This is a genomic window from Shewanella chilikensis (genome assembly GCF_037953065.1).
Lineage (GTDB): Bacteria > Pseudomonadota > Gammaproteobacteria > Enterobacterales > Shewanellaceae > Shewanella > Shewanella chilikensis.
Map to the genome: position 1 here is coordinate 1431728 of NZ_CP149966.1, position 12628 is coordinate 1444355.

The 12628-nt window shown below is 51.9% G+C and carries 10 protein-coding genes and 8 tRNA genes; 16 read left to right on the forward strand and 2 right to left on the reverse strand.

Annotated features, from left to right (window positions below):
• The first annotated feature begins 56 nt into the window (after nt 1-56).
• The 16 genes from recA (at nt 57) to WKR14_RS06630 (ending at nt 11166) form a co-directional block, all read left to right on the forward strand.
• Nucleotides 57-1121 carry a recombinase RecA gene (gene recA / locus WKR14_RS06555; RefSeq protein ID WP_039034396.1) on the forward strand — a complete coding sequence of 355 codons (1065 nt, stop codon included), beginning with the start codon at nt 57-59 and terminating at the stop codon, nt 1119-1121.
• An 11-nt stretch (nt 1122-1132) separates the two neighbouring features.
• Entirely contained in the window at nt 1133-1564 is a 432-nt protein-coding gene (locus WKR14_RS06560) for a regulatory protein RecX (protein WP_101056576.1), read from the forward strand.
• A gap of 429 nt (nt 1565-1993) precedes the next feature.
• The gene (alaS, locus tag WKR14_RS06565; RefSeq protein ID WP_224868000.1) at nt 1994-4618 is read left to right on the forward strand and encodes an alanine--tRNA ligase; all 2625 of its coding nucleotides are present in this window, start codon (nt 1994-1996) and stop codon (nt 4616-4618) included.
• Between the two features lie 22 nt (nt 4619-4640).
• Entirely contained in the window at nt 4641-5879 is a 1239-nt protein-coding gene (locus WKR14_RS06570; protein ID WP_101056578.1) for an aspartate kinase, read from the forward strand.
• 116 nt (nt 5880-5995) lie between these two features.
• Complete coding sequence (gene csrA, locus WKR14_RS06575) at nt 5996-6193, forward strand: carbon storage regulator CsrA (RefSeq protein WP_025011666.1); 198 nt, start codon at nt 5996-5998, stop codon at nt 6191-6193.
• Nucleotides 6194-6397: 204 nt separating this feature from the next.
• Nucleotides 6398-6489: transfer RNA gene (locus WKR14_RS06580), tRNA-Ser, on the forward strand.
• 18 nt (nt 6490-6507) lie between these two features.
• Nucleotides 6508-6584: transfer RNA gene (locus WKR14_RS06585), tRNA-Arg, on the forward strand.
• Between the two features lie 31 nt (nt 6585-6615).
• Nucleotides 6616-6692: transfer RNA gene (locus WKR14_RS06590), tRNA-Arg, on the forward strand.
• Nucleotides 6693-6721: 29 nt separating this feature from the next.
• A tRNA-Arg gene (locus WKR14_RS06595) sits at nt 6722-6798 on the forward strand.
• 43 nt (nt 6799-6841) lie between these two features.
• A tRNA-Arg gene (locus WKR14_RS06600) sits at nt 6842-6918 on the forward strand.
• Between the two features lie 29 nt (nt 6919-6947).
• A tRNA-Arg gene (locus WKR14_RS06605) sits at nt 6948-7024 on the forward strand.
• A gap of 8 nt (nt 7025-7032) precedes the next feature.
• Nucleotides 7033-7124 (forward strand) — tRNA-Ser (locus tag WKR14_RS06610).
• A 46-nt stretch (nt 7125-7170) separates the two neighbouring features.
• Nucleotides 7171-7247, forward strand: a tRNA-Arg gene (locus WKR14_RS06615).
• A gap of 689 nt (nt 7248-7936) precedes the next feature.
• Nucleotides 7937-8206, forward strand: coding sequence for an OadG family transporter subunit (locus WKR14_RS06620; protein ID WP_101056579.1), 270 nt, complete (start codon nt 7937-7939; stop codon nt 8204-8206).
• Between the two features lie 26 nt (nt 8207-8232).
• On the forward strand, nt 8233-10023 hold the full coding sequence (gene oadA / locus WKR14_RS06625; RefSeq protein WP_101056580.1) for a sodium-extruding oxaloacetate decarboxylase subunit alpha: 1791 nt from the start codon (nt 8233-8235) through the stop codon (nt 10021-10023).
• Between the two features lie 9 nt (nt 10024-10032).
• Complete coding sequence (locus tag WKR14_RS06630; RefSeq protein ID WP_101056581.1) at nt 10033-11166, forward strand: sodium ion-translocating decarboxylase subunit beta; 1134 nt, start codon at nt 10033-10035, stop codon at nt 11164-11166.
• A 183-nt stretch (nt 11167-11349) separates the two neighbouring features.
• On the opposite strand, the gene WKR14_RS06635 is transcribed toward WKR14_RS06630, so the two are convergent.
• Nucleotides 11350-11517: a hypothetical protein gene (locus WKR14_RS06635; protein ID WP_167388646.1), complete on the reverse strand. Its 168-nt coding sequence runs from the start codon at nt 11515-11517 to the stop codon at nt 11350-11352.
• A gap of 28 nt (nt 11518-11545) precedes the next feature.
• Nucleotides 11546-12532 (reverse strand): PD-(D/E)XK nuclease superfamily protein, encoded by a 987-nt coding sequence (locus WKR14_RS06640; RefSeq protein ID WP_189484313.1) that lies wholly within the window; start codon nt 12530-12532, stop codon nt 11546-11548.
• Nucleotides 12533-12628 lie beyond the last annotated feature (96 nt).

A 12628-nucleotide genomic window follows, 5' to 3' on the forward strand; every position in this document is an offset into this window, starting at 1 on the left:
GGGCGGCAACATAGATTTCAGGCGAAGCATTGCGTCGCAATTAAGAGGGAACAGGAATGAAAATAGATCCAAACAAAGAGAAGGCGTTGAACGCAGTTCTGGGACAGATAGAGAAGCAGTTCGGTAAAGGTTCTATCATGAAACTGGGTGAAGACAGAACCATGGATGTCGAAACCATCTCTACCGGTTCGCTTTCTCTGGATGTGGCTTTGGGGGCCGGTGGTCTGCCAATGGGTCGTATCGTTGAGATCTATGGTCCTGAATCTTCTGGTAAAACAACTCTGACACTGGAAGTGATTGCCGCGGCGCAGCGTGAAGGCAAAGTCTGTGCCTTTATCGATGCCGAACACGCGCTGGATCCTATCTATGCCAAGAAACTGGGTGTGGATATCGATAATCTCCTGTGTTCTCAGCCAGATACGGGTGAGCAGGCGCTGGAGATCTGTGATGCGCTGACTCGCAGTGGCGCCGTCGATGTCATCATTGTTGACTCAGTGGCGGCGCTGACGCCCAAGGCTGAAATCGAAGGTGAAATCGGTGATTCCCACATGGGTCTGGCGGCTCGTATGATGAGCCAGGCAATGCGTAAGCTTGCCGGTAACCTCAAGCAGTCCAACACTTTGCTTATCTTCATCAACCAGATCCGGATGAAGATTGGGGTCATGTTCGGTAACCCTGAAACCACCACTGGTGGTAACGCCCTTAAGTTCTACGCCTCAGTTCGTCTCGATATCCGCCGTACAGGCGCTATCAAAGAGGGTGATGAGGTTGTTGGTAACGAAACCCGGGTTAAAGTGGTTAAGAATAAGATTGCCGCCCCCTTCAAACAAGCCGATTTCCAAATTCTCTATGGTCAGGGTATCAACCGTACCGGTGAGCTGGTTGATTTAGGCGTAGCCCACAAACTGGTGGAAAAATCCGGTGCCTGGTACAGCTACAAGGGTGACAAGATAGGTCAAGGCCGCGCTAATGCAGGTAAGTACCTCAAGGAACACCCTGAAGTGGCAGCCGAAATCGAAGCGGCACTGCGTGCCAAACTGCTCAGTAAAGCAGAAGCGGCTCCTGCCAGCGCCGAGACAGGTGAAGGCAATATCGACTTGGAAACCGGAGAAGTCTTCTGAGCCAGTCGGTAATGGATGTTGCGGTCGCGCTGTTGGCGCGCCGCGACTATGGCCGCGAGCAACTCAAGAGCCGCTTACTGGGCAAGGGCTTTGAGTCGAGCGAAGTTGAACAGACTTTGGATAGTCTGGAAGCCAAAGGTTTTATCGATGATCAGCGTTTCGCTGCAGCCTTGCTGCGCAGCCATATTGCCAAGGCCCACGGACCGGGAAAAGTACGTCAGGCACTGATGCAAAAGGGCTTGAATAAACAATGTATCGAACAAGTCTTGGATGCCAGTGATTGTGACTGGTTTGCCTTGGCCCGCACGCGCGCGCTGAAGAAATTCGGCGATAGTCCCGCAGATGATATGAAAGAAAAAGCTCGCCGAATTCGTCACTTGATGGGGCAGGGCTTTAGTTATGATCAAGTGGCATACGCCCTTGAATATGACCCTTATGACTGATTTTTCTCTATCACTAAAGCTCCTTTCATAACCAAGTTTAATACTGCCTAATCTCTGTGACTGACTTCATTTTACAAGCCCAAGCTTCACTCTTATTAAGTTGTTAGTTCTTGTGCTTGTCGCCTATGGTTATATATCCCGCTAAAGCCGCTATATCTTGGTTTACTGGCGCAGGTTTTTATATCCGCTGAGTAATTCAACATCTATGGCAAATAGCATTTGCCTGCCCAGGTAATCCGGTTTCGGCTTATGCCGCTAATGCTCTCTGTACCTCGGCTGTATCAGGCATCATACCCTGCGCAATCTAATTGGTATTCTGGCGCTGCATGCTTATAATGCTTGGCAAAAGAGCGCTCGAGTGGCCGGGCCAAGCACGCCTTTAGACCACTTTTTATACATTATTCAGGCTTAAGTAACTCAGGACGATTTATGTACCAAACCACAGCAGCACTTAGAAGTGCTTTCCTGGAGTTTTTCCGCAAGAATGGCCATCAGGTAGTCGACAGCAGTTCTCTGGTGCCAGGCAATGACCCCACTTTGCTATTTACCAACGCCGGGATGAACCAGTTTAAAGACGTATTCCTCGGTATGGACAAGCGTAGCTACAGTCGCGCTACCACTTCGCAGCGTTGTGTTCGCGCCGGTGGTAAACATAACGACCTGGATAACGTGGGTTATACGGCCCGTCACCACACCTTCTTTGAGATGCTGGGTAACTTCAGCTTTGGTGATTACTTCAAAGAAGATGCCATTCGCTTCGCGTGGACCTTCTTGACTGAAGAGCTCAAGCTGCCCAAGGAGCGCCTGTGCGTTACCGTTTATCAATCCGACGATGAAGCCTTTGATATCTGGAACAAGCAGATAGGTGTTCCCGCCGAGGACATTATCCGTATCGGCGACAACAAAGGTGCACCTTATGCTTCAGACAACTTCTGGCAGATGGGTGATACAGGCCCTTGTGGTCCTTGTACTGAAATTTTCTATGACCATGGTGATCATATCCCAGGCGGCCGCCCAGGTACGCCGGAAGAGGATGGCGACAGATTTATTGAGATCTGGAACATAGTCTTCATGCAGTACAACCGTCAGGCCGATGGCGTGATGGAACCTCTGCCTAAGCCATCTGTTGATACAGGTATGGGGATAGAGCGTATTGCCGCCATTCTGCAAGGCGTGCATTCCAACTATGAAATTGACGTGTTCCGCACTCTGATTGCCAAGACGGCCGAGATCATCGGCGTGACAGATCTGGAAAATAAATCCCTTCGGGTTATTGCCGATCACATTCGCTCTTGCGCCTTCCTGATTGCTGATGGCGTAATGCCATCCAATGAAGGTCGGGGCTATGTGCTGCGGCGTATCATCCGCCGCGCCGTGCGTCATGGTAACAAGCTGGGCGCCACAGATACCTTCTTCTACAAGTTGGTGCCCGCCTTAATTGATGTGATGGGTGATGCGGCCAAGGGCCTGAAGGCGACCCAAAACATAGTGGAAAAGGCGCTGAAAGCCGAAGAAGAACAGTTTGCCCGTACACTTGAGCGTGGTCTGGGTATTTTGGATGCGGCTCTGTCTGAGCTCAAGGGCGACACTCTGGATGGTGAAACCGTATTTAAGCTCTACGATACCTATGGTTTCCCTATGGATTTGACCGCCGATGTTTGCCGCGAACGTAATATCAAGGTCGATGAAGATGGTTTTGATGCGGCGATGGCCGAGCAGCGTAGCCGGGCTCAGGCCGCCGGTCAGTTTGGTGCCGATTACAACGCCGGGCTGAAAATTGATGCCGACAGTGAGTTCTGTGGTTACAGTGAACTCAGCGGTAAGGGCAAGGTTATTGGCATCTATGTCGATGGTCTGGCGGTCGATACGCTGGATGCCGGTCAGCAAGCGGTTATTGTGCTGGACAAGACTCCATTTTATGGCGAGTCAGGCGGCCAGGTAGGCGATAAGGGCCAATTGACAGCCGAAGGTTTGCTGTTTGAGGTGAGTGACACCCAAAAGTATGCTCAGGCCACAGGTCATATCGGCCAACTGAGCCAAGGCAAACTGACTCTGGGTCAGGAGTTGCTTGCGCAAGTTGATAAGAAACTACGCCATCGCACCCAACTGAACCACTCAGTGACTCACCTGCTGCACGCCGCACTGCGTCAAGTATTGGGTGAGCATGTGACCCAGAAAGGTTCATTGGTGGAGCCTGAGCGTCTGCGTTTCGACTTCTCTCACTTTGAAGCGGTTAAGCCTGAAGAGCTCAAAGCGGTTGAAGATATGGTCAATACCCAGATCCGTCGTAACCACGAGCTGAAAACGGCTGAGATGGACATAGAGCAGGCTAAAGCCAAGGGCGCCATGGCCCTGTTTGGTGAGAAATACGACGCCCAGGTTCGGGTTGTAACCATGGGTGACTTCTCGATTGAGCTTTGTGGTGGTACCCATGTGGGCCGCACTGGTGACATAGGTTTGTTCAAGATCACATCAGAAGGCGGTATTGCCGCCGGCATTCGCCGTATTGAAGCGGTAACCGGCGCTGCAGCCATGGCCTTCGTGGCCGAGCAACAGCAAGAGTTGAGTGATGCCGCGAGCTTGCTGAAGGCAGACAGTCACTCTGTGGTCGCCAAACTCAAGGCGCAGTTGGAGCGTAGCCGCCAATTGGAAAAAGAGATTGCTCAGCTCAAAGATAAACTGGCCGCCGCTGCCAGTGCCGATATGGTTTCCGATGCTCAGGAAATCGCCGGAGTCAAGGTGTTGGTGAAACAGGTCGAAGGTATTGACCCTGGTTCTCTGCGTGGTCTGCAAGATGAGCTCAAGCAGAAGCTACAATCTGGCGTAGTGGTGCTGGGTCTGGCTCATGGCGACAAAGTAAACCTTATCGCCGGGGTGACTAAGGACTTGACCGCCAAGGTGAAGGCCGGTGAATTGGTGGCCATGGTGGCCGCGCAGGTTGGTGGCAAGGGCGGTGGCCGTCCCGATATGGCCCAAGCCGGTGGTAGTGAAGTTGCCAACTTGCCTCAGGCATTGGCATCGGTAACGCCCTGGCTGACTGAACGTCTGGCATAATTTCGCCACCAACGAGGTCTATGTGACACAAGAAGTACGTTCAGGCAGTAACGAGCGACTGTATGTCAAAAAGTTCGGTGGCACCTCGGTGGGCTCGATTGAGCGCATCGAGGTGATTGCCGAGCAGGTTGCCAAGGCGCAACTGAGCGGCGAGCATCAGGTGTTGGTGCTCTCCGCCATGGCCGGTGAAACCAACCGCCTGTTTGCGCTGGCGGGGCAGATTGACCCTGAAGCCTCGGCGCGGGAGATGGATATGCTGGTCTCCACCGGCGAGCAGGTGAGTATTGCCCTGATGGCGATGGCACTGGCAAAACGTGGCGTCAAAGCCAAGTCGCTCAACGCCGCTCAGGTGCAAATCCATACCAATAGTCAGTTTGGCCGTGCCAGTATCGAACGAGTGGATGTTCAGTACCTGCAGGAGTTGCTGGCCCAGGGAATTATCCCGATAGTGGCTGGCTTCCAGGGGCGGGATCAATTCGGGGAGGTGACCACTCTTGGCCGTGGTGGCTCGGATACCACGGCGGTGGCTTTGGCTGCGGCGCTTAAGGCGCAGGAATGTCAAATTTTTACCGATGTGGCCGGTGTTTATACCACAGATCCCAATATCGAGCCGAGCGCCCAGAAGCTCGATGCCATCAGCTTCGAAGAGATGCTGGAGATGGCTCGCTTGGGCGCCAAGGTGCTGCACCCGGATTCAGTCTCTTATGCCGAGCGCTTTCGGGTTCCCTTGCGGGTGCTTTCCAGCTTTGAGCCCGGCAGTGGCACATTGATCCGTTTCGATGCCTGTGAAGACAAGCGTAATCAAGTGGCCGGTATCGCTTGCAGTAAAGGGCAGGCGATGCTGAGTCTGAGCCGCTCTGACGATTCACCAGACCCTTTTGCGGCAGTATTTTCACTGCTGGCTGAAAACGGTGTTGAAGTGGATCTGGTGACCAAGGCGGGGATGGATGACGGCGTCAGTTTTACTATGGATGCCGACAGGCTTTCTTGGGCGCTAAAGGTCCTTGATGAGGCGGCTCTTGGCCTGTCGTTGGGGCCATTGATGTTTGAAAAATCCCTGGCCAAGGTCTCTGTGATAGGTGCCGGCGTGCATCGCAGAGCCGAGGCAACCGCCAAGGTGTTTGATATCTTGGGGAATGAAGGAATTCATGTTAAGTTGATGGCAACATCAGAGATAAAGCTGTCTTTGGTTATTGATGAAGCGGATTTATACAGGGCAGTTCGAGTTCTACATCACGCTTTTGAACTAAATAAGGTGTAATTAAACAACGGATTTAGTATTGAATACTATTAATTTGTACTAAGCTCACCTTATAATAATGGTTACGACGGATGAGCGCCGTGTGTAGAAAATATGGAAACTAGAGGAGCAATCGAATGCTGATTTTGACTCGTCGTGTTGGCGAAACACTGATGATTGGTGACGAGGTCACAGTGACAGTGCTGGGTGTGAAGGGGAATCAGGTACGTATAGGTGTGAATGCACCCAAAGAAGTTTCTGTGCACCGTGAGGAGATTTATCAGCGTATTCAGTCTGAGAAAACCGGAACCCCTTCTGAAGGTGGTAACTTCTGAGACAACACAAAGTGAACCTCCGTCAGGAATAGAAGAGTCAGTTTTTAAACTGGCTTTTTTATTTTCTGGCGCCGGAAAACCCTTGATAGCACAGGATTTGCGCGTTATTTAGGTCAGGTGATTAAAAACAGGACAAACGGAAAAGGTTTAGGAAAAAGGGTTTGACTTATTTTCTTCAAACAGTAATATGTGCGCCAAGAAAACGGAGAGGTGGCCGAGTGGCCGAAGGCGCTCCCCTGCTAAGGGAGTATGGGCTTTATCTCCCATCGAGGGTTCGAATCCCTCCTTCTCCGCCATTTCTTAACGTAAAATATGCGCATGTAGCTCAGCTGGATAGAGTACCTGGCTACGAACCAGGCGGTCGGAGGTTCGACTCCTTCCATGCGCACCATTTTCCGTTTTAGCAGTAAAGAATACAATTCGCGCATGTAGCTCAGCTGGATAGAGTACCTGGCTACGAACCAGGCGGTCGGAGGTTCGACTCCTTCCATGCGCGCCACTTCTGCTTTAGTTTTCCAAGATGATCAAGCGCATGTAGCTCAGCTGGATAGAGTACCTGGCTACGAACCAGGCGGTCGGAGGTTCGACTCCTTCCATGCGCACCATCTGGAACTCTAAAGACTGTTAAGAAAAATTGATTATCTGAAAGCGCATGTAGCTCAGCTGGATAGAGTACCTGGCTACGAACCAGGCGGTCGGAGGTTCGACTCCTTCCATGCGCACCAGATATCAAGTAAAGTACGCAATGAATTAAGCGCATGTAGCTCAGCTGGATAGAGTACCTGGCTACGAACCAGGCGGTCGGAGGTTCGACTCCTTCCATGCGCACCAATTTACGCGGAGAGGTGGCCGAGTGGCCGAAGGCGCTCCCCTGCTAAGGGAGTATGGGCTTTATCTCCCATCGAGGGTTCGAATCCCTCCTTCTCCGCCATTCTTTACTATACTCTGAGAGCCAAGCTTTCTGAGTTCCGGATTAAGCGCATGTAGCTCAGCTGGATAGAGTACCTGGCTACGAACCAGGCGGTCGGAGGTTCGACTCCTTCCATGCGCGCCAAATAGCAAAGAAGTAAGACGCCCCGCAATCGCGGGGCGTTTTGCTATCTGACTCTTACCCGCTTGTAATTACTTTCCTGTGGCGTCTTATCCGAAAACTTGTCCGCGGAAATACAGATTCGCTTGAGTCTTGTGATAAAGCCCGCCTCTATAGTTCAACATCTGCCTTGCTTATTGTATCGCTGTCGCTTCAGGCTGTGGCTGTGAGCCGGGGTCTATTGATTTTTAAGGGGAGCCATCACGGACAACTTAATCGCTGGAAGCGAACTTATCGGATCAAACTGACGGCTTTCCATTTATATTCATGATACCTCTATGCTGAAACTCTTTCGCCTTACAGACATTCTCTATATCAGTTTTACTTCATGTTGACCGGGTTGTTGTCTTTTCCTAAAAAAATCAAGATGAATATTTATGAATCATCATCCTCATTGAGATTTTATTGATTTATTTTGGTATGACCAATTTACATGGGTGGGGGTTATTTGTTATAGATTGGTTATTGCTTTTGACCTAAGTCACATAGTCTGGCAGAGGCAGGCCTGCTAGGCTAAAACATCTAATGACTGAAAATCACATTTTTTAGCATATTTATTATTGGTGTACGCTCCCGAGATTGTGAGCGTTATCGCCCTAAGCAAGTCATAGACAGGAAAATGCCTGCCAATCTGTTAACAAAATGAGGAAGAGATGATGTCGCTTTCTGAGCAACTCTTGGAAGCAGTGGGGATTATGCTGCTCGGTATGGGGCTGGTTTATCTGTTTTTGGGGCTGCTGATCTTGGGGCTCAGAATATCGGCCCGCTATTTGGCACCCAGACCCAATTTGGAACAGAGTCAGCCACAAACTCAGGGCATGGGAGGCGCGCAACCCACAGTTGTGCCCCAGACCGGTGCGCCTACGCCGCAACAGTTGGCAGCTATTAGCTGTGCCATTCACCAATATCGCAAACAGGCTTAACTGCCGTAATCTGATGGATAAGAAAGATGAGTAAAGCTTTAGCATTAACCGACGTTGTCCTGCGGGATGCTCACCAATCATTATTGGCAACCAGAATGCGTATCGACGATATGTTGCCAATCGCCGCCAAGTTGGACAGTGTTGGCTTTTGGTCCCTGGAGTCTTGGGGCGGTGCTACCTTCGATGCCTGTATCCGTTATTTGGGGGAGGATCCCTGGGAGCGGATCCGGGCGCTGAAACAAGCCATGCCCAACACCCCGCAGCAGATGTTATTGAGAGGGCAGAACTTGCTGGGTTATCGCCATTATAGTGACGACCTGGTGACTCGGTTTGTGGAGCGCGCCCATGAGAGCGGGGTCGATGTATTCCGGGTGTTCGATGCCATGAATGATGTGCGCAACTTGCAAGCCGCGCTGAAAGCCGTGATTGATGTCGGTGCCCATGCCCAGGGCACAATTTCTTACACCACAAGCCCAGTACATACACTGCAAACCTGGCTGACCATGGCCAAACAGCTGGAAGATATGGGCTGCCATTCACTCTGTATCAAGGATATGGCCGGTTTGCTCAAGCCGATGGAGGCATTTGAGCTAATAAGCCGCTTGAAGTCGGAAACCGATCTCTTGATCACCATGCAGTGCCATGCCACCACAGGGTTATCGACTGCCACTTATCAAAAGGCGATTGAGGCCGGGGTCGATGTGCTGGATACGGCCATCTCTTCCATGAGTCAAACCTATGGTCACAGTGCCACAGAAACTCTGGTAGCCATGGTTGAAGATACCGATAGGGCGACAGGCTATGACTTAGCGCTGCTGGAGGAGATTGCTGCCTATTTCCGTGAAGTCAGAAAAAAATATGCCCGTTTCGAAGGGGCACTAAAGGGCATAGATTCACGCATTCTGCGGGCTCAGGTGCCGGGGGGCATGCTGACCAATATGGAAAACCAGCTCAGAGAGCAGGGCGCCGAGGATAAGCTGGATCTGGTGCTCGAGGAGATCCCAAGAGTGCGGGAAGATCTGGGTTTTATTCCACTTGTGACCCCCACCTCCCAGATTGTCGGTACTCAGGCAGTAATCAATGTGCTGATGGGCGAGCGCTATAAGTCGCTCACCAAGGAGACGGAAGGCGTGCTCAAGGGCGAATATGGCGCCACCCCGGCCAAGGTAAACAGTGAATTGCAACAGCGGGTGTTGCAGGGGGCCGAGCCTGTCAGTTGCCGCCCGGCCGATCTGCTCGCGCCTGAGCTTGAACATCTGCGGGCCGAACTGGCCGAAAAAGCGTTGGCACAAGGCCTGAGCCTCAGCGAAGAGCGCGACGATGATGTGCTGACTTATGCACTGTTCCCGCAAATTGGCCTGCAGTTTATTAAGAACCGTGGCAATCCTGCGGCATTTGAACCCAAGCCAGAGTTGGAAGCTCCTCAGCCACAAGCAACTCAAACCAAGGCAGGTGGTCGTCAGCCGGAGGTTTATACCGTGGATGTACAGGGGCAGCGCTTTGTGGTGCAGGTCAGTGAAGGCGGTGATATCAATCAGATAGCGCCTTTGCCGGTGGCAGAGCCCCAGGCCTCCCCTGTGCAGGCTCCTGCTGTCTCTGGCCCGGAACTGGAGATGAGCGCGCCGCTTTCCGGCAATATCTTTAAGGTACAGGTGGTCGCCGGAGACAGCGTTCGCGCCGGTGATGTCGTTATCATCCTCGAGGCGATGAAGATGGAAACTGAGATCCGGGCTCAGGCCGATGGTGTGGTCAGTCGTATTCTGGTCAAGGAAGGCGATGCCGTCAGCGTTGGTACCAAGTTGTTGGCGCTGGCCTAAGGAGCGATTATGGATGGTTTACTCGCTTTTTGGTCCGCGACGGGAATAGCGCATTTTACCTGGCCACAGGCCTTGATGATGTTGGTTGGCGCCTTGCTGTTGTATCTGGCAATAGTACGCAAGTTTGAGCCATTGTTACTGCTGCCCATCGGCTTCGGCGCCATTTTGGCCAATATCCCCAACGCAGGTTTTACCGAGGAAAATGGGCTGCTCTACTATGTTTATCACGTGGGCATAGATACCGGCATTTTTCCGCTGCTGATCTTTATGGGGGTCGGAGCTATGACAGATTTCGGTGCCCTGATAGCCAACCCCAAGACGCTATTGCTGGGCGCGGCCGCTCAGTTCGGGATCTTCGCCACCCTGATTGGTGCGATAGCCCTGAACCTGGTACCCGGGTTTGAGTTCAGTATGCAGGATGCCGGTGCCATTGCCATTATAGGCGGCGCCGATGGTCCTACGGCCATTTTCCTCGCCTCCAAACTGGCACCTGATTTGCTGGGAGCCATTGCGGTGGCAGCGTACTCCTACATGGCCTTGGTGCCGCTTATTCAGCCTCCCATCATGCGGGCCTTGACCACGGAAGCCGAGCGGCAGATCAAGATGGAACAGCTGCGGGAAGTCAGCAAGAAGGAGAAGATTATCTTCCCCCTTATGGTGCTGGGAATGACTATATTGTTTTTGCCGACAGCGACTCCCCTGGTGGGCATGTTCTGTCTCGGAAACCTGATGCGCGAATCCGGAGTGGTGGATAGACTTTCCAACACGGCGCAAAACGAACTTATCAATATCGTCACTATTTTCCTCGGATTGGCGGTGGGTTCCAAGCTCTCGGCCGAGCAGTTTCTTCGGGTCGAAACGCTGGGGATCTTGCTGCTCGGGGCGGTGGCTTTCAGCATTGGCACCGCTGCCGGGGTCTTGATGGCCAAGCTTATGTGTAAACTCAGTGGCGGCAAGGTCAACCCCTTGATTGGTGCCGCCGGGGTCTCGGCTGTTCCCATGGCCGCCAGGGTGGTGAATAAGGTTGGGCTAGAGGCCAATCAGCAAAACTTCCTGTTGATGCACGCTATGGGCCCCAATGTGGCCGGTGTGCTGGGCAGTGCGGTCGCTGCCGGTATTCTGCTGGCGGTATTGGGCAACTGAGTGCTTTAAGCGCTGAATAGCTGAGTGCCATGACGTTAAAAAATAACCGGCGTAGCCAGTGGCCGCGCCGGTTATCGGTTTTAAGGCTTGCTAGCGGGCAATCTGCAACGCGCGGGTTTTGGTGCTCTCTGGGTTAGCTCAAGCAATCATTTCAAAGGCTCATTTCAAGGGCTTATCAAAAGCTCAGGCCGTCAGCCAGATGGCCAGTGACAACAGGGCTATCAAGGTGCCACTGACGCCAATTATCCAAATAAAACCGCGTTTCCCCTGCGCCAGAGGGACTCTATTGAAGTGTAAAAATGCTATCCAGAATAGGGACAGGATAATAGGCAGAAACAAAAGACGGGCCATGATTGCTCACTATTCAAAGAGATATGGCTTAATCATAGACTGGGATGCTTACGGAGTACCAGTCAGATGCTTTAATATTGCTCGCTGCAATGCCTTTATCCGCCAGCACCTGAATTAACATCTGCCTCAGTTTCTTGGCTTGGGCAATGGATTGCTGCACTTGTGGTTGGACATCTTCGAATTTGTCTTTAAAAGGGTCAATGGGCGGCGTAGGCAGTTCCATCACGACAGACTTGCCGGAGCGTTTGATCATGAGTCCTGTGCTTGCATATGCACCGAAGGCTTGTGTGAGCATATCAAGCTGCTCGGCTGCTCCCAGAAACATGATTTTGACCAGGCTTCCTGCCAATTGATGAACGATGCGGATTTGCTTATTGGGCAGTAGCGGGTAGAAATGCAGCCAGGAATGTCCGGCGGCGCGGTTTTTGGGGGGTTCCGGGTTCAACTCCGGGTGATGTCTTTTCGCAAACTCAAGATAACTCCTGGCAAATTCTGTGACTTCGGGGCTAATGCTGGGCAGGTATCCGCGTCTTTGCTTGCTGATGCTCTCGGCCATAAGCCGTGCCCGGTACCATGCCCCTTGGGCGACAAAGTACGCCATGAGTTCCTCATAGGCGATGGTTTTATCATAGGGCTCATTGTTGGATGCCAGGTATTTTTGCGGAGCCAACAGACAGGTGCGAAAATCGACCCAATAGCCCTGTTCTATCCCATGCTCGCCACGGTAGCGATACCTTAACCCTTGTTGCTGTTGTGGCGTTGCATCTATCTTGTTTTCGATAAGAATGGCTTGATGGGAGCCGTCATTGGACTTGAAAATCACCACGAGATCCGACTCGCCGTATTGGTTGTGAATGACAGAATGCCAGGCGCCGACAAACTCTACGATGTGGTGGAATTCATATACCCGGGAAACCAACCAATTGCAGAAGGCCATTGAAGTGTGGCACTCCTCCAGCAACATCAAATCAATATCCCGCTCCTGAACAGATTGAATAAAGTTCAGCTCCTGCATTTATGACTCCTTTCCTTGTCTATCTTAGGGCTGGTTTTAACCCCTGGTTTTGTGGCTTTCTATCGCGATTGTATGATTTAAACTCTTGAGACTCAG